We start from the raw sequence: 20666 nt of genomic DNA on the forward strand, positions 1-20666 counted from the left end.
CCGCAGATGGGCTGGTACCCTCGGTCATCGTGAGTACCAGACCTGACATCCGCGCCGTCGTGTTCGACCTGGACGACACCCTCGCGCCCTCCAAATCGAGCATGGATCCCGCGATGACTCGTGCCCTCGCCGACCTGCTCGAGCGCGTGCCGGTATCCATCATCTCCGGCGGACGGTTCGAGCAGTTTGAATCGCAGGCCCTCGACGGATTCTCGGCGAGTGACGAATCCCTCTCCCGACTGCATCTCATGCCGACCTGCGGAACCCGCTACTACCGGTGGCAGCAGGGTAAATGGACACTGCAGTACGCCGAAGATCTGAGCGACGACGAGAAGTCCCGAGCGATCGGCACCCTGGAGGAGGGCGCCCGCGAGCTCGGGCTGTGGCATCCGGGACCGTGGGGCGACCTCATCGAAGACCGCGGAAGCCAGATCACATTCTCGGCTCTCGGCCAGCAGGCGCCGGTCGCGGAGAAGCACGCGTGGGATCCGGATGGTGCCAAGAAGCTCGCCCTGTGGGGGTACGTCTCGCCCAGGCTGCCCGACCTCGAGGTGCGGGGCGGCGGGTCGACATCCATCGACATCACGCGCAAGGGAATCGATAAGGCCTTCGGCATCGCGAGGCTCACCGAGAAGCTCGGCGTCGGCATCGACCAGCTACTGTTCATCGGCGACCGATTGGACCCGACCGGCAACGACTACCCCGTGTTCGCGATGGGCGTGCCGTCGGTCGCCATCGAGGACTGGCGCGGTACTTTGGCGGCCGTGGAATCACTCAACGTTTGGTTCGATGATCCGGATGCCGCGTTTCCTCTCATGACGATGGAGCCTTTGTCGCGCAACCCGTAGGCGCAGCTCGCGCGGGCCTGCGAGAATGGAGGCATGACTTCTGTGACATCCACTGCACTATCGTTCAAGGTCGCCGACCTCTCTCTCGCTGAGGCCGGCCGCCACCAGATCCGTCTTGCCGAGCACGAGATGCCCGGACTGATGGCTCTTCGTGGAGAGTTCGGCGCATCGAAGCCCCTCACGGGCGCTCGCATCGCCGGTTCACTCCACATGACCACCCAAACAGCCGTGCTTATCGAGACCCTCGTAGCGCTCGGTGCCGATGTTCGCTGGGCGTCGTGCAACATCTTCTCGACGGAGGATGGCGCCGCCGCCGCGACGGTCGTCGGCCCCACCGGCACCGTGGATGCTCCTGCAGGGGTTCCCGTGTTCGCCTGGAAGGGCGAGACGCTCGAGGAATACTGGTGGTGCACCGAGCAGATCTTCGACTGGAGCGACTCCTCGGCTTACGGCTCGGGCGCCGTCGGCCCGAACATGATCCTCGATGATGGCGGCGACGCCACCCTCCTTGTGCACAAGGGTCGCGAATTCGAACTCGCCGGTGCCGTGCCAGCCACCCCGGCGGACGCATCGCATGAGTACAGCGTCATTCTCGACGTGCTGCGTCGTTCGCTGAACGCGTCGGGCGAGCGATGGACGAAGATAGCCGCCGAGATCCAGGGCGTCACCGAGGAGACCACCACCGGTGTGCATCGCCTCTACGAGTTCGCGAAGAACGGGGAGTTGCTGTTTCCGGCGATCAACGTCAACGACTCGGTCACCAAGAGCAAGTTCGATAACAAGTACGGAATTCGTCACTCGCTCCCGGACGGCATCAACCGCGCCACCGATGTGCTCATCGGCGGCAAGGTCGTCTTCGTCGCGGGCTACGGCGACGTGGGCAAGGGCTCTGCCGAGGCCATGCGCGGCCAGGGTGCCCGCGTGATCGTCTCCGAGATCGACCCGATCAACGCGCTGCAGGCGGCGATGGACGGATTCCAGGTGACGACGATCGAGAAGGCGCTCGCCGAGGTCGACATCTTCGTCACGAGCACCGGTAACGAGAACGTCATCACGGTCGAGCACCTGATGGGGATGAAGCATCTTGCGATCGTCGCCAACGTGGGCCATTTCGATAACGAGATCGACATCGCGGGGCTTGAGAGCCTGGCCGGTGCTGAGCGTGTCGAAATCAAGGCACAGGTGCACGAGTGGCGCATGCCGTCCGGCCGCAGCATCCTGGTGCTGTCGGAGGGTCGTCTGATGAACCTCGGAAACGCGACGGGTCACCCGTCGTTTGTGATGAGCAACTCGTTCACGAACCAGGTGCTGGCGCAGCTCGAACTATGGGTGAACAACACCGAAGGAAAGTACGAGAAGCAGGTCTACGTGCTGCCCAAGCACCTCGACGAGAAGGTGGCTCGCCTGCACCTCGACGCCCTCGGTGTCGTGCTGACGACGCTGACCCCGACGCAGGCCGCCTACATCGGCGTCCCGGTCGAGGGGCCGTACAAGGTCGACCACTACCGCTACTGATTGAGCCGGCAGCCAGCTGCCGGCAGCATGCTCAGGTGCGGCGAATACATGCTCCGGGATGTTCGGAACATGTGATCGCCGCACTTGAGCCGCGGGTGCGTGCGGCAGCGGGCGTGCGAGGGCGGGCGTGCGGCGGTGGCTCAGCCGCGATCGGGGAATCCGCGGGGCAAGCCCCCGAGCACCGGCGCGAGCCGTTCGAGCCCTGATCGTTCGAGGCCGAGGGCCGTAGACTCACGGTCGCGCCTAACCGAGACGACAGCGGCGAGGAACAGTTCGGCGTTGGCGGCGGGGACCGGCGACACGAACACGCTGACTTCATCGGCGAGTTCGCGACTGAACCGCTCCCGCGTGACAGGGGTGAGGGAGGCGGCCTGCGCGAGGAACGCAGCGACCCGGCGAGCGAGTGCGTCGGGGAGAGTGGCGACATCCGCCGTCCTGGCCCACTCGGCGAGGACAGTGGGAACGCCGTAGACCGGGGTGACCGCCGCGGAGACCCGCTCGTTCTGGCTGTACGTGCCAGCCACCAGATCACCGAGCCGTTTCGCGCGGCCGTTCAGCAGGGCGATGATCGCCGCCATGCCACCAAAGGTCATGAAAATCTCGAAGACGCCCGTCAGCGCCCGGATGAAAGCGTGCCTGAAGCCGATCGACCCGCCGTCGTCGCGCACGATGCGTGAACCGATAGCCAGCTTGCCGAGCGACTTGCCATGGGTCGCGGTCTCGACGGCCGTGGGGATCACCACGAGGCAGAGCACGAGCCCGACGACGCTGATCGCCGTCATGAGTGCCTGGTCGAGCCCGAACTGGTCGGCGAGCGAGAACATCACGACGATGATCCCGATGTATGAACCGAAATAGAGCAAGTAGTCGATGATCGTGCCAGCCGCCCGCAGCACGAAACTGGACGACCTGAGGTCGAGCGCGACGGCTTCGCCCGTGACGAGCTCGTGCAGATTTTCGTCATGCTCGACAGAATCGATGCTGGCCATGCCATCATTTAATCAGATGGATCTCGACGCATACTCAGCCGCCCACCGCGAGGAATGGGATCGCCTCGCCGAGCTCGGCGCGAAGCGACGTTTCAGCGGGGTAGAAGCTGACGAACTGATCGACAAATACCAGTCTGGCGCGACGCAGCTCTCGGCTATCAAGACGACCTCGGGGCAGTCCGTGCAGGGCGACCGATTGTCGCTGGGGTTGAGCAGGGCGCGGCTGCGGTTCAGCGGGGCATCCGCCAATGTGCTCAGCCGTATCCCGCGATTCTTCGCCGCGCAGTTGCCCGCCGCCCTGTTCCGGATCCGGTGGTTGTGCCTCGCTGTTGCCGCGGCATCCGTGGTCATCGCGTTCCTGTACGCGTGGTGGGCGTCGTCGAACCCGGCGGTGCTGGCTACGCTCGGCCCTACCTCCGAACTCGAGCGGTACGCGAAGGAAGACTTCGTCAACTACTACTCCGAGAACTCGGGAACATCGTTCACGAGCTTCGTGTGGACGAACAACGCCTGGCTCGCGGCCCAGTGCATCGCCTTCGGAATCGTCGGCCTCTACCCCGCATACCTGCTCTTCACCAATGCGCAGAGCCTCGGGATGACCGCCGCCATCATGAACGAATTCGATCGCCTCGACGTGTTCTTCCTGTACATCGCACCGCACGGCCAGCTCGAGCTGTATTCGATCTTCGTGGCCGGCGCGGCGGGCATGCGCATCTTTTGGGCCTGGATCGCGCCCGGGGCCCGCACCCGCGCCCAGGCGCTGTCTGAGGAGGGTCGCGCGATGTTCACGATTGTCATCGGGCTCATCCTGGCGCTGCTGGTCTCCGGGCTCATCGAGGGACTCGTCACTCGGCAGGAGTGGCCGTGGCCGATCAAAATCGGCATCGGTACCGTCGCGCTCGGTGGGTTTCTGTTCTACCAGTGGGTGGTCGGTCGACGCGCTGCCAGCACGGGCGAGACTGGCGACCTGGAGGAGTTCGAGGCCGGGGCAAGGCAGCTCGTCGCAGGGTAGCCTTGTTTTGATTCGTTCACGATAAGGCTATGATGGCGGAATGACCTTTTCCGCAGAAACCTCGCTTCGCCGGGCTGGGCTTCGCATCACCAACAGCCGTGTGCGAGTGCTTTACGCCCTCGCTGGTCTTCCGCACTCGTCGGCTCTCGCGCTGCACTCCCAACTGGGGGATGCCGCCACCTCCGTGCAGTCCGTGCACAACGCCCTCGCCGCTCTCACCGAAGCTGGCCTGCTTCGCCGCATCGAGCCCGCGGGCTCTGCCGCGCTCTACGAACTTCACGAGAACGACAACCACCACCACCTCGTGTGCAACTCCTGCCGAACCGTCGTCGACGTCGAGTGCGTGGTCGGCCACCCTCCGTGCCTGTCACCGTCAGACAGTTCGGGCTTCCAGATCTCGACGGCGGAGGTGACGTTCTGGGGGCTTTGCCAGGACTGCGCCCGCCTCGATCCCATCCATTCATCGACCACTAACCAGGAGGATTCATGACCGACAATTTCACCACCAGCCAGAGCGGAGCGCCGCTGGCCAGCGACGAGCATTCGCTCACCGCAGGCCCCGACGGCAGCACCGTGCTGCATGACCGGTTCCTGGTCGAGAAGCTCGCCGCGTTCAACCGAGAGCGTGTGCCGGAGCGCAACCCCCACGCAAAAGGTGGCGGGGCGTTCGGCGAATTCCAGGTCACGGAGGATGTGTCGCAGTACACGCGTGCCGCGGTCTTCCAGCCGGGCGCAAAGAGCGAGATCCTGCTCCGCTTCTCGTCGGTGGCCGGCGAGCAGGGCTCCCCTGATACCTGGCGCGACGTGCGCGGCTACTCGCTGCGGTTTTACACGACCGAAGGCAACTACGACGTCGTCGGTAACAACACCCCGGTGTTCTTCATCCGCGATGCCATGAAGTTCCCTGACTTCATCCACTCCCAAAAACGCCTGGGTGGGTCGGGATTGCGCGACGCCGACATGCAGTGGGACTTCTGGACCCTGTCACCGGAGTCGTCCCACCAGGTCACCTACCTGATGGGTGACCGTGGGCTTTCGAAGTCGTGGCGTCACCTCAACGGTTACGGTTCACACACCTACCAGTGGATCAACGCCGCCGGTGAGCGTCACTGGATCCAGTACCACTTCAAGTCGCGCCAGGGCGTGGAGCGCATGAGCGCCGAAGAGGGCGAGAAGCTCGCCGGATCAGACGCTGACTACTACCGCCGCGACCTGTACAACGCGATCGAAACCGGCGATTTCCCGATCTGGGACGTCTTCGTGCAGGTCATGCCGTACGAGGATGCGAAGACCTATCGCTTCAACCCCTTCGACATCACCAAGACGTGGTCGCACGCGGACTACCCGCTGGTGAAGGTCGGCGAGTACACGCTGAACCGTAATCCGCAGAACTTCTTCGCCGAGATCGAGCAGGCGGCGTTCTCACCGGCGAACCTGGTGCCCGGCATCGACATCAGCCCCGACAAAATGCTGATGGCGCGCGTGCATTCATATCCGGATGCCCAGCGGTATCGCATCGGCACCAACTACAACGAGCTTCCGGTCAACAAGCCGCACGCCGCGCCGGTTGCGAACTACCAGCACGAAGGCAGCATGCGCTACGAGTTCAGCGATGCCACAGCGCGCACGTACACGCCCAACTCGTACGGTGGGCCCGTCGCCGACCCTGCGCGCGCCGGCGAGGGAAGCTGGGAGTCTGACGGCACGCTGACCCGCGCTGCGGCAACCCTGCACTCCGAGGATGACGACTTCGGCCAGGCTGGCACGCTCTACCGCGACATATTCGACGAAGGCTCGAAGGCTCGCCTGCTGGAGACGCTCACCGGCCAGGGCAAGGGCATCACGGTCCCTGAGATCCGCGAGCGTTTCTTCTGGTACTGGAGCAACGTGGATGCCACACTCGGCGCTTCGCTGCGTGAGACCGTCGGCGCTTAGTTCCACCCGCTGAACGAACGGCCGGTCCCATCGGGGCTGGCCGTTCGTGCCATTGGGACGGGGTTGCCCGCGAGCCCGCACTGCCCGTGCCCGCTGTGCCAGTGCCTTCCTGTGCCGGTACCTGCCTGCGCTCGATACCTTCCTGTGCCGGTACCTGCCTGCGCCCGATACCTTCCGAAATGACGGAACTGCCGGTGCCGCGGCCGGCATCCACTGGGCTCATGTCTTCCAACCGCGCCAGACTCCGTCATTTCGGAGGGGTGCAGACTCCGTCATTTCGGAAGGGTGCGGACTCCGTCATTTCGGAAGGGTGCGGATGAAGCGGCGCGGCGGGGCTTCACGTCCAGACCTCGGTTTCTGCCAGGTGAATGCCGCAGCAGCTAGCCACGGATCCTCTGGCAGCGGTGAGGCCCGGGGTCGACGCCGAGACCCTAGAGGCGACCTGCTGCTTTCAGCGCGATGTACGCGTCGGCAAGCGCGGGGGGCAGGTCCTGGGGCGCAGCGGTGACGACCTCGGCACCGAGCTGGCGCACAGCCGCAGCCACGCGTGACTGGTCGAGCAGTGCGCGCTCTGCGGCCGCGGCGCGGTAGACGTCGTCGCGATTGCTGCGCTGCTGCGTCGCATCCAGCACTGTGGGATCTGTGACGGATGCCACGACCACCATGTGCTTGCGGGTCAGCTGCGGCAGCACGGCGAGCAGGCCGCGCGAGGTACCCGGCGCGTCGATGGTGGTCGCGAGCACCACGAGCGCGTGGTTGGAGGTGATGGAACGCACGAGCGCGGGCACCGCGGTCCAGTCCATCTCGATGAGCTCAGGATCGACCGGGGCCATGCTGGACACCATGCGCGAGAGCAGCTCAGCTCCCGTGGCGCCCTGCACGCGGGCGCGTACTCGCCGGTCGTAGATGACCATGTCGACGCGGTCTCCCGCGCTCGAGGCGAGAGCGGCGAGCAGCAGTGCTGACTCGAAGGCGGTATCGATCCTCGGCTCGTTGTCGATACGGGCGGCAGACGTGCGGCCACTGTCGATGACGATCACGACCCGCCTGTCCCGCTCGGGCCGCCAGGTGCGCACCACGAGGCCGGGGCCGGATGCCGTGGCCCGACGTGCCGTGGCCCTCCAGTCGATGGAACGCACGTCGTCGCCGCGCACGTAGTCGCGCAGGCTGTCGAACTCTGTTCCCTGGCCACGGACCATGACGCTCGTGGCGCCGTCGAGTTCGCGGAGCCGGGCCAGTCGTGACGGCAGGTGCTTGCGCGAGTTGAACGGCGGCAGCACGGTGATCGTGCCGGGTGCGATCATGGTCGCCTGCCGGGCGGTGAGCCCCAGTGGTCCGAACGATCGGATCGTGACGTGCGCGGCCCGGCGTTCGCCTCGACGGAACGGGGTCAGCGTGGTCGTGATCGTGCGCTGCTCGCCGGCGGGGATATCCAGTGGCGCCCTGCCGGGTTCCGCGACAGCGGATGGCGACCACCCGTCGCGAACCATCCCGCGTACCCGTCGGCGCCCGGGGTTGGCGATGAGCAGGATCGACGCGACCGATTCACCCAGCCTCACTCGCGCAGGGAGCTCCCTGGAGAGTCGCACCGCCCGCGGAGAGCCCGCGAGCAGGAGGTCGAGGGTGGCGAGTGCTGCTACCAGCAGCAGCCACGCCAACAGCGCCCAGGGCTGGCCGATGAGGACGATCGGCGCGACGCCGAATACGACGAGCGCGACGAACCGGCCGGAGACGGCCACTAGAGCACCGCAGCGAGCAGAAGCATCACAGCGGAACCTGCACCTGCTGCAGGATCGAGCGCAGGATGGCGTCGGGCGAGACACCCTCGAGCTCGGCTTCGGGTCGCAGTTGGATGCGGTGCCGCAGTACCGGCAGCACCATAGCCTGCACGTGGTCAGGGGTGATGGAGTCGAATCCGTTCAGCCAGGCCCACGCCTTGGCTGCGGCGAGCAGCGCCGTTGACCCGCGGGGACTCACACCGAGCTTCACCGACGGGCTGTGCCGGGTGGCGCGGGCGAGATCCACCGTGTAGCCGATGACGTCTGCGGTCGCGCCGACGCGGGCGACGGCGGCCTGCGCGAGAGCGAGCTGGTCGGCGTCCAGAACGGCGGTGACTCCTGCGGCGTCGAGATCGCGAGGGTTGAAGCCAGCAGCGTGGCGCCTCAACACCTCGATCTCGGTGTCGCGCTCCGGCAACTCGAGCACGAGCTTGAGCATGAACCTGTCGAGCTGGGCCTCCGGAAGCGTGTACGTGCCCTCGTATTCGATGGGGTTCATGGTCGCTGCGACCATGAACGGCACGGGAAGTGCACGGGTCACACCGTCAGCCGAGACCTGGCGCTCTTCCATCGCTTCGAGCAGCGCCGACTGCGTTTTCGGTGGTGTGCGGTTGATCTCGTCGGCGAGCAGGATGTTGGTGAACACCGGCCCCTCGCGAAACTCGAATTCACCCGCCCTGGCGTCGTAGACCAACGACCCGGTCACGTCGCCCGGCATGAGGTCCGGAGTGAACTGCACGCGTTTCGTGTCAAGGGCGAGCGCATGGCTGAGCGTGCGCACCAGAAGTGTTTTCGCGACACCCGGCACACCCTCGAGCAGCACATGGCCACCGGCGAGCAGTGCGATCGTGAGGCCCGTGACGGCGGCATCCTGCCCGACCACGGACTTACCGACCTCGGTGCGCAGGTTCGCGAATGATCGCCTCAGTTGCTCATCAGCCAAATGTTCGCCCGTCACTTGCTCGCCCGTCACTTGCTCGCCAGTCAGTTGCTCGTCAGTCATGAGTCGATTCTCCAGTGTGTTGAGGTCAGAGCGTGAAACGTGACGGTCATGGGCGCACGGCCACAGCGACGTCCCGCTCGAGTACGAGCAGGGCATCCGACAGCGTGACCAGGTCGGCATCGGTGCCGGGGATCGTGTCGACGAGAAGATCCCGGATGACGTGCCGCTGCGCACCCGTCACGCCTGCGACCGCCGAGACGACCTCGTCAACCGAGGCTGAACGCGGCTGGCCACAGAGCACAGCGAGTCGCTGGATGGCGCCCATCCTGAGGGCGTCGAGCGCCCGAAGCCGCGACGACGATCGCTCGTAGAGTCGCGCGCGACCGAGCATCGTCTCGCTGGACCGCACGATCACCGGCAGGTTCTCGATCACCAGGGGGCCGAAGCGGCGGCCGCGCCACACCGCTGCCGCCACGAACGTGAGCGCGAGCAGCAGCAACACGGGGGTGACCCATGGCGGGGTGAGTTCACCGAGGGTCGCTGGGCCGGCATCCGGAACATCGGCGAGGGTCGGGATGTACCAGACGAGAGTCGACTTCGCACCGAGGAGGTTCAGCGCGAGGGCGGCGTTGCCACTGTCGATGACGCGCTCGTTGGTCAGCGCTGCTGTGAGACCGAGCACGGTCAGTTCCACGCCGTCGCGGTTCACCTGCACGAGCGAGAACACGTCGTCGCCGCTGCCGAAGCAGGTGGCGGTGCCTACGGAGTCGTCGATGACGCGGTAGCCGACAGCCTCGCCCGAAACGCTGCCTGCCCTTGCCGCGGCGGGCACGTCGCACCCCGCGGTCAGCTCGGTGTCGGCGTCACCTGCCTGCGCTATATTCGGCGCGATCGCCTGCAACTGGGTGAAGTTGGCGTCGACGACCACGACAGAGCGAGCCAGGGTCGCGGCTTCTCTCAACTGGTCGTCGTCGAGATATCCGTCGGGATCGTAGAGCAGTACGGTCGTGTCGTCGACACCGGCGACGGCATTTCGAGCCTCGACCAGGCTGGATGCCACGACCACATCGACCCCCTGCTGCCGAAGCACCTCGGCCACCGCCATGGAGCCCCCGGGAGCTGCACTCTCGGGGTCGAGAGGTGCGCCGCCGGCGGTGGAGCCTGCCGTCGCCAGGGCCACGATGGCTATCAGGATCGCGAACGCCGCGACGGCCACCCAGAACAGGGCGCGCTTCGCCACGCGACCGACCGTCGGGGTCAGCACACTCTGGCTGGGAGCCTGGGTCGTCACAGCAGCTCCAGTACCGGCCGGGTGGCCCGAAGGTCGCGCTCGAGGGCCGCGACCTGCTGGAACTGCCCGGCCGTGCCGGTGCGGTCGAGGTAGCGCACCTGGTCGAAGGCCGTTGCGGATTCGCGCAACGCGTCGCTGAGATCGGGGAACGGGGTGCTCGCATTGATCGCGAAGTCCCTGGCCGTGGTTCCCGGGCTCGTAGTCACGATCGCCCGTTCTGCGAGCCCGCGAGCTATCGCACGGAACATCTCGGCGACCGCGGTCGAGTATTCGCCGCGCGCGGCTGCAGCCTCGGCATCCTGACGGATGATCGCCGCCGTTCGGCGGTCGTCCTCGCCGAAGAGGGATCCGGCCACGGCGCTCCTGCGGTTCAGGCGCGGCACACCGAAGATGAGGAACGCGACGACGATACCGACCACGGCGAGCACCCCGACTATGCCGAGCCCGAGAGCGGGTGGACCCTGCACATCGCCGAGACGCAGCGACGAGAGCCAATCCTGTACGGCTTTGGCGAGCAGGTCGAACCAGGTCGGTCGCGCGGCCTGGTACTGCGCTTTGGAGAGCTCGGTGATGAGTAGCTCGGCCGCATCCCGAGCGTCGGGATCGACCGGCACGTCGAGCGGCAGCGCTGAGCCGGTCACGACCACGGCGAGGGCGACGGCTGGGACGGTGCCTGCGGTGCCGCGCCAGCGGTGGTCGCGCGCTGAAGATAGGGGTCTGGCACGCGAGAGTCGCCGGCCTGGCGCGCCTCGACGAACCTGTTCAGTTCCAGGTCGAGCCCCTCCTTGCGCATCCTGATGTCGATGTAGATCAGTGCGGTCGTCGCGCTCTGGATCACGGCGGCAATCGCACCGAACACGATGCTCAGGATGATCGAGAGCACGTACAGCACCACCGCGCCGATGAGCAGACCGTCGCCCTCGCTATTCGGGTTCAGCAGGGTACTGCCGAAGCCCAGGAGGATTTGCAGCGGGACGCTGATGATACCGGCGACCGTCTGCACGATGACCGCCACCAACAGCTGGATGCCGAGCGTCTTCCAGAAGTAGCCGGTAGTCAGCGACCACGACCGGGCGATGGCGGCCCGAAGAGGCAGTCTCTCGAGCATGAGCGCGCTCGGCACGAGGCACAGCCGGGTGCCCAACCAGAACGACAGCACCAGGGCGCCGCCCGCCGCGAGAATTCCGAGAATCACGCCGACCACGATCCCGGCGGTGCCGCCGAAGGCGATGATCAGTCCGATCACGACAGAAAGGATGGTCAGGGCCAGCACCGCGGCACCGGTGAGCAGCAGCGACCACCCGATGACCGCACCGATCCGACCTTTCGCCTGGCGCCACAGGCCCGCGAGCTTCAGCTTCTCGCCCAGTGTTCCCCTGGCGACCTCGAGCACGACGATGGACTGCAGGACCGCGGTCACGACGATGGACAGCACCACCGGAACCAGCGCAGACAGGATGACCGTCGCCACCGACCCGGCCTCGACCGCAGCCTGGTCGGCCCCGGTCGCGCTCGACACTCGCGAGAAGGCGAAGAACGTCACGAAGCCCACCACGAGCAGGGTGAACGCGAAGATGACCCCGGTGAGCAGCAGCGAAAAGCCGAACATCGGCCGCGGGTTTCTGCGCAGCACCTGGAACGCCGCTCCGAGCAGGGTCCCGAGCGTCAGCGGCCGCAATGGGATGAGGCCCGGCTTCGGCGGCGGGGCCCATCCGCCCGCGGGCGGCGGTGGCGTCGAGCCGGGGGCCATATATGGAGACGGTGGCGGGGTAGCTGCACCACCTGCTGGGGACCGCCACGGGGTGTTGTCACTCACAGCTCATCCTTTGCATAGCGGAACAGTCCTCATCATGGTTTCACACTCGACTACTCTTGTGCGAAAGCTCCGGCGCACGTCCGGCTGGCTCTATGCATGGGCGAGGTACAGGTGAACGCGCGAATTCTTGTGGTCGATGATGACACGGCGCTGGCGGAGATGATCGGCATAGTCCTGCGTGCGGAGGGGTTCGAACCATTCTTCTGCGCTGACGGCGCTGCGGCGGTCGAGGCATTCCACGCCTCGAAACCCGACCTCGTGTTGCTCGATCTGATGCTGCCGGGGATGAACGGCATCGAGGTGTGCGCCAGGATCCGCGAGGAATCCGGCGTTCCCATCATCATGCTGACCGCGAAAAGCGACACGGCCGATGTCGTGAAAGGCCTGGAGAGTGGCGCTGATGACTACGTCGTCAAGCCGTTCAACCCGAAGGAGCTGGTCGCGCGCGTGCGCACGCGGCTCAGGCCGAGCCCGGAAAGCGCGACCGGATCGTTGCAGGTTGGCGACCTGACTCTCGATGTCGCAGGTCACGAGGTCAGGCGCGGCGAGTCCAAGATCAGCCTGACGCCCCTCGAGTTCGAACTGCTACTCGCTCTCGCGCTCAAACCCCAGCAGGTATTCACCCGCGAAATGCTTCTCGAGCAGGTGTGGGGCTACCACTACAAGGCTGACACCAGGCTCGTGAACGTGCACGTGCAGCGACTGCGCGCGAAGGTCGAGGAAGACCCGGACAACCCGCGCATCGTCATGACCGTGCGGGGCGTCGGCTACCGCGCGGGCAGCATCACGTAGCACTATGCGTGATTTCCCGTGGCGCGCGATCGTGCAGCGTTTCGTGCGGCTGTGGCGTTCGTCGCTGCAGCTGCGCACGATCGCGTTCACCCTCGCGCTGTCCGGGGTCGCGGTGGCGATCATCGGTGGCTACATGTCGGTGAGCGTCGGTGCCAATCTCTTCGACGCCCGCCGCGACCAGCTCAGCCGAACCACCTCGAACGCTGCCATCATCGGCCAACGGTTCTTCGACGAGTCGACGGAGCAGCTGGGGGATGAAGACATCGATGCGACGACGACGGATGCCGCCAAGGCGATCCTGAACGCAGCCGCGAGCACCGGGGTCACCCAGTTCGCCCTCAAGCGCACGCCGGGCCAGGATGGCCCGCGGACCCCCTCGGAGATCCAGTCACCCGGCCTCGATCCTCTCCTCATTTCGGACGAGCTCAGGGCGACTGTGCAGGGGCTTGCTGAGCGCCGCACGGTGTCGCAGTCGGTCGGACTCGCCCAGGGCGATTCGACGGAGCAGCCCGGTCTCGTGTTCGGCACGGTGCTCGACGTGCGTGGTGCGCAGTACGAGCTGTATCTGGTCTACAACATCCAGGATCTCCAGCAATCGCTCGGGCTCGTGCAGCGCACCCTGTTTCTCGGTGGACTCGCCCTGATCCTGCTGATCGGTGCCGTCACCTACGCGGTCGTGCGGTTGGTAGTGGGTCCGGTGCAGCTTGCTGCGGAAACCAGCCAGAAGCTCGCGGCGGGGCAACTGGAGGTACGCATCCCGGTAAAGGGCGACGACGTGATCGCCACCCTCGCGCGATCGTTCAACGGCATGGCGGCCTCACTGCAGAACCAGATCACGAGGCTCGCCGCCCTGTCGCAGGTGCAGCAGCGATTCGTCTCCGATGTCTCCCACGAGCTGCGCACCCCGCTCACCACCATCCGCCTCGCGGGCGACGTGCTCTACGACCAGCGCGATTCGTTCTCCCCGTCGGCAGCGCGTACCGCAGAACTGCTGCACACCCAGGTGCAGAGGTTTGAATCGCTGCTGGCCGATCTTCTCGAGATGAGCAGGTATGACGCCGGCGCCGTCGACATGGAGACCGAGCCCACCAACCTGGTATACCTCGTCGAGGACTCCATCGACAGCGTCACCACGCTCGCTGAGTCGAAAGGATCGCCCCTCAGGATGGTCGCCCCTGGCGGCTACTTCGAGGCCGATGTCGACAGCAGGCGCATCCGTCGCATCCTGCATAACCTCCTCGGCAACGCGATCGATCACGGCGAGGGGCGACCGATCGTGGTGTGGGTGGACAGCGATAAGGATGCCGTCGCCATCGCCGTGCGCGACTATGGCGTCGGCATGACCGCGGCCGCGATGGACCGTGTCTTCGACAGGTTCTGGCGCGCTGACCCGTCACGACAGCGCGTCACGGGAGGAACCGGTCTCGGTCTCGCGATCTCGCTCGAGGATGCGGCGCTGCACGGAGGCTGGCTCGAGGTCTGGTCTGCTCCCGGCGAAGGCTCATGCTTCAGGCTTACGCTTCCCCGGGTGCGGGGAGCGGAGCTCGTAGGATCGCCGCTGGCCCTTCCCCCCGAAGACCCGGCCCAGGAGGCGATCGATGCGTAAGCAACCAGCAGTCGTCGTGGCAGCGTTCGCGGTTCTCCTGGCGCTCGCCGGGTGCGTCGGCGTGCCCTCTGGCGGCGGGGTGCAGGTTGGTCCGATGATAAACGACCCAGACAACCCCGGTGTCGAGTTCGTCGTCTTGGGCCCGACGCCCGACGCGACTCCGGACGAGATCCTCGCGGGTTTTATGCAGGCTGTGCGCGCGCCGCAAAGCAACTTCCAGGTCGCGCGATCGTTCTTCACCGCAGAGATGGCGAGCAACTGGGAACCGGATGCCGGCACACTCATCCGGTCGGGTGTGGCGACGATCACCGCCGCCGACGCACCGGACACGCTGTCGTACACGGTCACTACCGGCGCCATCGTGGACAACCGCGGCAGGTACTCGGAGCCGCCGCCGGCGGGCCAGACCCTCAGCTACGGCTTCGCGCAGGAAGACGGGCAGTGGCGCATCAGCTCTGCGCCGAAGGGGATCGTGCTCTCGCGCAGTAGCTTCAGTCTCGTCTTCGCCGAGCAGTCCCTGTACTTCTTCGACCCGAGTTATCGATACCTTGTTCCCGACGTGAGGTGGTTCGCGAAACGGTCGAATATCACCCGCGACACAGTGACGGCACTGCTCGCGGGACCGTCTGACTGGCTCGTGCAGGCAGGGGTTACTGCGTTCCCGCAGGTCACGACGCTGGATTCGGTGAGTGTCCAGGCCGGGCAGGCGATCGTCGACCTGAGCAACGAGGTCATCGATTCCAGCCCGGCGGCCCGCGACCAGATGCGACAACAACTGGTCGCCACGCTCGGCATCGCGAACGTCGTCATCACCGTCGGGGGCACCGAGCTCGCGACGCCCATCGCCTCCGGAAACGACGCGATCACGCCCACCGTCGACAGCGCAGCGCTGATCGGCACCGACAAGTCGTTCGGCTTCAGCGGTGGCGCGGAAATCGCGTCGATCCCCGGGGTGTCGAGCCTCGTCGCCGAAACCGGAGCATTCGCCGCAAGCCTCGCTCAGAACAAATTGTCAGCGGCCATCCTTTCCGCCGAGGGTGTGTCACTCGCCGCAGCCGGCTCGAGCTCTGCCACCCTCATCGACGACCGCCCTGGACTCATCCGGCCGTCGATAGATACCTTCGGTTTCGTGTGGACAGCCCAGGGGAACGACGCGTCGTCCCTCGTGACCTTCGGATCCGATGGCGTGCCGCACGCGCTCCAGTCCGGCCTGCCGGCGGACAGCAGCATCGTGTCGATGGCGGTCTCCCGCGACGGGGCACGGTTGCTGGTCTACCTTGCGACCCCGGTGGGGGCGAAGCTGGTGGTGGCAGGCATCATCCGGCAGGACGCCGTGCCGACCAGGCTCGGCCAGTTGTTCGACCTGCCGACCCCGCTGGGTGCGCCGGTGGATGCCACGTGGATCGACGACAGGTCGGTGGCCACGGTCTCGGGCTCAGGTCTCATCACGCTCGTGGAGATCGGCGGGCCCACCCAGTTACTCGGCCAGCTCGACGACACGACGACGATCGCGGGTGGCGCGGGTGGCACGGATGGACTCAGGGTGCTGAGCGCCGGCGAGGTCTGGCGCTCGCAGGGCAGCGGCTGGGTACCGACCGGGATCCAGGCCACCTTCCTCGGCACCAAGCAGTAGCGACAGGCTTCTCCACAGGGGAAGGACGAGAGCCGAGTGTGCGCCTCCGAACGGCGCCATCATCGGTGATGTTTGCATGGCTGCCCCAGGCCCTCGCCGCGATCCTCGATGCGTGGGCCCTGCTCCTACCGGTCGAGTGCGCGGGATGCGGCGCTGACGACCGCGGCCTGTGCGCGGCGTGCGCTAGGGAGTTGCATCCGTCGGCGACCCCGCGTACGACGGCCGGCGGGCTCGAGGTCGTGACGGCCCTGCGGTACGAGGGGCGGGTGCGGCGAGTGATCCTTGCCATCAAGGAACACCACAGGACGGATGTGGCCGCTGCCCTGTCGCGCCCGCTCACCGTCGCCATCCGGCAGTCGCTGGCCGCCGCTCACCGACAGCGACCGGGCGCACGCGTGGAAGTCGCCGCAGTGCCGACGAGCCGGTCGTCGTACCGTCGACGCGGGTACAATCCCGTCGCGGTCGTCCTCGGGCATACCGGTTACCGGCCTGCCGCGGTGCTCGTGACGGTGCGACGTACGGCCCCCCAGAAGTCGCTCGACAGCGCGGGACGGGCGTCCAACCTGCGCGGCGCGATGGTGGCCAGGCGCTCGCTGGAAGGCAGGATCTTCGTGATCGTGGACGATGTGCTGACCACCGGAGCGACGATGGATGAGGCCGCGAGAGCCATTCGAGCGGCCGGTGGCGAGGTTGCCGGGGCCGCAACCATCGCGTTCACACCGAGGATGTTCGCGGTGCGTGACAACCCCAGCCGCAGGGACTACGGTGGGGCAAAAGGCGCAGAACAAGAACCGCCTGGGTTTGACTGAAGGCTCTGGCGGCCGCGCATGAAGGCTGGGAGGTCGCCGTGGAAATTACCGTCAGCGGACGAAACCTGGGGGTTACCGACAGGTTCAGGGAATACGCGATCGAGAAGGCCGAAAAGGTCAATCATCTCTCGGAAAAGGCGATCGCGTTCGAGATCAAAGTCACCCGTCATCACGAGACCAGGGGCGCGAGCGGCGACGATCGAGTCGAGCTCACCCTCATCGGTCCGGGTCCGCTGGTGCGGGCAGAGTCCGCAGGTTCTGACAAGTACGTCGCGTTCGACCTCGCCATGGGTAAATTGATCGAGCGGATGCGCCAGTCGAAGGATCGCAAGAAGGTCCATCGCGGCCAGCACCGTCCCGTATCGCTGCGTGAGGCTTCGGCCGGCGGTTTCGCGGTCGTGGACATCACCCCCGCCAGCCCCGAGATCCTCGAAAAGGTGAGCACCGGCTCCATCGCGGTGCAGACCGCTGAGGCAGAACCGGGTGACGAGGACTACTCGCCCGTGGTGATCCGCCGCAAGGTGTTCCCCACCAGCCACATGACGGTAGAGAACGCGCTCGATCACATGGAACTCGTCGGTCACGACTTCTTCCTGTTCATCGACAGTGAGACCGACCGGCCCAGCGTGGTTTATCGTCGCAAGGGCTGGGACTACGGGGTGATCGGGCTCGAGGAGGAGTCCGGGCAACTGCCCGCGGTCGCAAGCCGGGGTCGCAGCGGCAGGCGCTGATCCGGCTCAGCTTGGTACCATTGGCCACCGGTAACGTGTTCATCGTCGTGCCGGAAACTCGGGCACGCCCGACGAAGACTGGAGTTATCGGTGGCCAACGTTCTTGAACGCGCGCTTCGCGTAGGTGAGGGCCGACTTCTTCGGCGCCTCAAGCACTATGCGGAAGCAGTCAATCACCTCGAAGAAGACTTCAGGGAGCTGACGGACGACGAGCTGAAGAGCGAGACCGTCGAGTTGCGCGAACGATTCTCGAAGGGCGAGTCCCTCGACGATCTGCTGCCCGAAGCTTTCGCCGCTGTTCGCGAAGCTGCGCAGCGCACCCTCGGAATGCGTCCGTTCGATGTCCAGGCCATGGGAGGAGCTGCTCTTCACCTCGGCAACATCGCCGAGATGAAGACGGGCGAGGGCAAGACCCTCACCGCGGTCTTCGCGGCATACCTGAACGCGATCCCGTCGCGCGGGGTGCACGTCATCACGGTCAACGATTACCTTGCGAGCTACCAGTCAGAGTTGATGGGTCGGGTCTTCAGGGCACTCGGGATGACGGTGGGCGTCATCCTGTCGGGCCAGACTCCGCCGGAACGCCGCGAGCAGTACGCGGCAGACATCACGTACGGCACCAACAACGAGTTCGGATTCGACTACCTGCGCGACAACATGGCGTGGCAGGCGCAGGATATGGTGCAGCGCGGCCACGCCTACGCGATCGTCGATGAGGTCGACTCCATCCTGATCGACGAGGCTCGCACGCCGCTGATCATCTCGGGCCCGGCCTCGGGTGAAGCCAACCGCTGGTTCACAGAGTTCGCGAACCTCGCCAACAAGCTCATCCCGGATGTCGACTACGAGGTCGACGAAAAGAAGCGCACGGTCGGCGTGCTGGAACCCGGCATCGAGAAGGTCGAGGATTACCTCGGCATCGACAACCTCTACGAGTCGGCGAACACCCCACTGATCTCGTTCCTCAATAACTCCATCAAGGCGATGTCGCTGTTCAAGAAAGACAAGGACTACGTCGTGATGAACGGCGAAGTGCTGATCGTCGACGAGCACACCGGCCGAATCCTGATGGGCCGCCGCTACAACGAGGGCATCCACCAGTCGATAGAGGCGAAAGAGGGCGTTGCGGTCAAGGCCGAGAACCAGACTCTCGCCACCGTGACGCTGCAGAACTACTTCCGCCTGTACTCGAAGCTCTCGGGCATGACCGGTACTGCCGAAACCGAAGCCGCCGAGTTCATGAGCACCTACAAACTCGGCGTCGTACCGATCCCGACCAACAAGCCCATGCTGCGTAAAGACCAGTCAGACCTGATCTACAAGAACGAGCAGGCCAAGTTCGGCCAGGTCGTGGAAGACATCGTGGTGCGTCACGCTTCCGGCCAGCCGGTGCTGGTCGGAACGACGAGCGTCGAGAAGAGCGAACTGCTTTCACGGATGCTCGCCAAGAGAGGCGTCAAGCACGAGGTGCTCAACGCCAAGAACCACGCTCGTGAAGCCGCGATCGTCGCACAGGCCGGCCGCCTCGGCGCCGTGACGGTTGCGACGAATATGGCGGGGCGAGGAACCGACGTGATGCTCGGTGGAAACGCCGAATTCCTCGCAGTCGCCCAGTTGAACAGCCAGAACCTCAGCCCGAGCGAGACGCCGGACGAGTACGAGGCCGCCTGGGATGAGGTCTATGCGACCGTCAAGGACGAAGTGCAGGTCGAGGCCGAGAAGGTCATCGCGGTCGGTGGTCTCTACGTGCTCGGCACGGAGCGCCACGAGTCCCGTCGCATCGACAACCAGCTTCGAGGCCGCTCCGGCCGACAGGGTGACCCCGGCGAGAGCCGGTTCTACCTGTCGCTCGAAGACGACCTCATGCGGTTGTTCAACAGCGGCGCTGCCGAGGCGCTCATGGGTCGTGGGAACGTTCCGGATGACCTGGCCATCGAGTCCAAGGTCGTCAGCCGCGCCATCCGCAGTGCGCAGAGCCAGGTCGAGGGTCGTAACGCCGAGATCCGCAAGAACGTGTTGAAGTACGACGACGTCCTGAATCGCCAGCGCGAGGCGATCTACGGTGACCGCCGTCACATCCTCGAGGGAGACGACCTGCAGGGCAAGGTCACCCACTTCCTGGAAGACGTCGTCAGCGAGGTCATCGACGTGCACACCGCCCAGGGTCATTCTGACGAATGGGACCTGGATGCGCTGTGGACCGAACTGAAGACGCTATACCCGGTCTCGATCTCGACAGACGAGCTGCTGACGGAGGCCGGTTCGATCGGCAAGGTCACCTCATCCTTCCTGACCAAGGAGATCATGTCTGATGCGCGGCTCGCCTACGAGCGCCGCGAGCAGCAGCTCGGTGAGCCTGCGATGCGTGAGCTCGAGCGTCGGGTCGTGCTCTCCGTCATCGACCGTCGCTGGCGAGACCACCTCTACGAGATGGACTACCTGAAAGACGGAATCGGGCTGCGCGCGATGGCGCAGCGCGATCCCCTCATCGAATACCAGCGCGAGGGATTCGCGATGTACCAGTCGATGATGGCGTCGATTCGCGAAGAGTCTGTCGGGTTCCTGTTCAACCTCGAAGTCGAGGTCACGGGCGGCTCCGGGGTCGAGGCGAAGGGTCTCGCGGCTCCCGCCACGGATGCGAACAGGCTCAGCTACTCCGCGCCGAGCGCGGACGCCCAGGGCGAGGTCGAGGTGCGCAACCAGCGCGGCCAGATCGAGCAGGCGGCAACGGCCCGCGCGCAGCAGGCCCAGCAGGCGCAGAGCGAGCAGCCTGGTCCCCAGCGCGCGCAGCAGCAGCCGCAGCAGCCAGCCTCACGCGGTGCGTTCGGCCAGCGGTCGGAGGGCGAGACCCCGCCGCCCGCAAACCGTGCAGAGCGTCGGGCCCAGGACAAGAAGAAGTAACCGGAGTCCTGTTACGACGAAGGGGCGGCTCCTGCCGGGCCGCCCCTTCGTCGTGACATGGGCGTAT

At 65.9% G+C, this 20666-nt stretch carries 17 protein-coding genes; 11 read left to right on the forward strand and 6 right to left on the reverse strand.

The genetic code is table 11. The features are described 5' to 3' along the window. The first annotated feature begins 29 nt into the window (after positions 1 to 29). Both IEW81_RS07425 and ahcY read left to right on the forward strand, forming a co-directional pair. A complete protein-coding gene (locus tag IEW81_RS07425; RefSeq protein WP_268236641.1) occupies positions 30 to 848 on the forward strand; it encodes an HAD-IIB family hydrolase in 819 nt (272 codons plus the stop codon). A gap of 33 nt (positions 849 to 881) precedes the next feature. Next, on the forward strand, positions 882 to 2363 hold the full coding sequence (ahcY, locus tag IEW81_RS07430; protein ID WP_097059325.1) for an adenosylhomocysteinase: 1482 nt from the start codon (positions 882 to 884) through the stop codon (positions 2361 to 2363). A gap of 140 nt (positions 2364 to 2503) precedes the next feature. Here the strand turns inward: ahcY and IEW81_RS07435 are convergent, their stop codons facing one another. Next, positions 2504 to 3352 (reverse strand): RDD family protein, encoded by an 849-nt coding sequence (locus IEW81_RS07435; protein ID WP_097059326.1) that lies wholly within the window; start codon positions 3350 to 3352, stop codon positions 2504 to 2506. A gap of 16 nt (positions 3353 to 3368) precedes the next feature. Between IEW81_RS07435 and IEW81_RS07440 the strand changes: the two genes are divergently transcribed. The 3 genes from IEW81_RS07440 to IEW81_RS07450 are packed head-to-tail and all read left to right on the forward strand — an operon-like array spanning position 3369 to position 6299. Further along, entirely contained in the window at positions 3369 to 4364 is a 996-nt protein-coding gene (locus tag IEW81_RS07440) for a stage II sporulation protein M (RefSeq protein WP_097059327.1), read from the forward strand. A gap of 40 nt (positions 4365 to 4404) precedes the next feature. Further along, positions 4405 to 4854, forward strand: coding sequence for a Fur family transcriptional regulator (locus IEW81_RS07445; protein ID WP_097059328.1), 450 nt, complete (start codon positions 4405 to 4407; stop codon positions 4852 to 4854). Continuing rightward, a complete protein-coding gene (locus IEW81_RS07450) occupies positions 4851 to 6299 on the forward strand; it encodes a catalase (RefSeq protein WP_097059329.1) in 1449 nt (482 codons plus the stop codon). The genes IEW81_RS07445 and IEW81_RS07450 overlap by 4 nt, the downstream gene beginning before the upstream one ends. 431 nt (positions 6300 to 6730) lie before the next feature. On the opposite strand, the gene IEW81_RS07455 is transcribed toward IEW81_RS07450, so the two are convergent. Genes IEW81_RS07455 through IEW81_RS07475 form a run of 5 tightly spaced genes read right to left on the reverse strand, consistent with a single transcriptional unit; the run spans position 6731 to position 12127 of the window. Beyond that, complete coding sequence (locus tag IEW81_RS07455) at positions 6731 to 8038, reverse strand: DUF58 domain-containing protein (RefSeq protein WP_097059330.1); 1308 nt, start codon at positions 8036 to 8038, stop codon at positions 6731 to 6733. Positions 8039 to 8063: 25 nt separating this feature from the next. Further along, positions 8064 to 9080 carry an AAA family ATPase gene (locus IEW81_RS07460; protein WP_179691723.1) on the reverse strand — a complete coding sequence of 339 codons (1017 nt, stop codon included), beginning with the start codon at positions 9078 to 9080 and terminating at the stop codon, positions 8064 to 8066. A 46-nt stretch (positions 9081 to 9126) separates the two neighbouring features. Further along, entirely contained in the window at positions 9127 to 10311 is a 1185-nt protein-coding gene (locus IEW81_RS07465) for a DUF4350 domain-containing protein (RefSeq protein ID WP_097059331.1), read from the reverse strand. After that, positions 10308 to 10952, reverse strand: a complete 645-nt coding sequence (locus IEW81_RS07470) for a DUF4129 domain-containing protein (protein WP_229671296.1) — start codon at positions 10950 to 10952, stop codon at positions 10308 to 10310. Before IEW81_RS07470 ends, IEW81_RS07465 begins: the two co-directional genes overlap by 4 nt. Continuing rightward, positions 10949 to 12127 carry a glycerophosphoryl diester phosphodiesterase membrane domain-containing protein gene (locus IEW81_RS07475; RefSeq protein WP_229671297.1) on the reverse strand — a complete coding sequence of 393 codons (1179 nt, stop codon included), beginning with the start codon at positions 12125 to 12127 and terminating at the stop codon, positions 10949 to 10951. The genes IEW81_RS07470 and IEW81_RS07475 overlap by 4 nt, the downstream gene beginning before the upstream one ends. Before the next feature lie 111 nt (positions 12128 to 12238). On the opposite strand from IEW81_RS07475, the gene mtrA reads away from it, so the two are divergent. The 6 genes from mtrA to secA all read left to right on the forward strand — a co-directional run bounded on the left by mtrA (position 12239) and on the right by secA (position 20599). Next, the gene (gene mtrA / locus IEW81_RS07480) at positions 12239 to 12919 is read left to right on the forward strand and encodes an MtrAB system response regulator MtrA (protein WP_097059782.1); all 681 of its coding nucleotides are present in this window, start codon (positions 12239 to 12241) and stop codon (positions 12917 to 12919) included. 4 nt (positions 12920 to 12923) lie between these two features. Then, a complete protein-coding gene (gene mtrB / locus IEW81_RS07485) occupies positions 12924 to 14525 on the forward strand; it encodes an MtrAB system histidine kinase MtrB (protein WP_097059333.1) in 1602 nt (533 codons plus the stop codon). Beyond that, positions 14518 to 16158, forward strand: a complete 1641-nt coding sequence (locus IEW81_RS07490) for an LpqB family beta-propeller domain-containing protein (RefSeq protein ID WP_097059334.1) — start codon at positions 14518 to 14520, stop codon at positions 16156 to 16158. The genes mtrB and IEW81_RS07490 overlap by 8 nt, the downstream gene beginning before the upstream one ends. 38 nt (positions 16159 to 16196) lie before the next feature. Then, on the forward strand, positions 16197 to 16967 hold the full coding sequence (locus IEW81_RS07495) for a ComF family protein (protein ID WP_229671298.1): 771 nt from the start codon (positions 16197 to 16199) through the stop codon (positions 16965 to 16967). Between the two features lie 38 nt (positions 16968 to 17005). Then, positions 17006 to 17698: a ribosome hibernation-promoting factor, HPF/YfiA family gene (gene hpf / locus IEW81_RS07500; protein WP_097059336.1), complete on the forward strand. Its 693-nt coding sequence runs from the start codon at positions 17006 to 17008 to the stop codon at positions 17696 to 17698. A 90-nt stretch (positions 17699 to 17788) separates the two neighbouring features. Then, on the forward strand, positions 17789 to 20599 hold the full coding sequence (secA, locus tag IEW81_RS07505) for a preprotein translocase subunit SecA (RefSeq protein WP_097059337.1): 2811 nt from the start codon (positions 17789 to 17791) through the stop codon (positions 20597 to 20599). Positions 20600 to 20666: the final 67 nt, after the last annotated feature.

This window comes from Salinibacterium xinjiangense, from assembly GCF_014645015.1.
In the GTDB taxonomy this organism is placed as follows: domain Bacteria; phylum Actinomycetota; class Actinomycetes; order Actinomycetales; family Microbacteriaceae; genus Rhodoglobus; species Rhodoglobus xinjiangensis.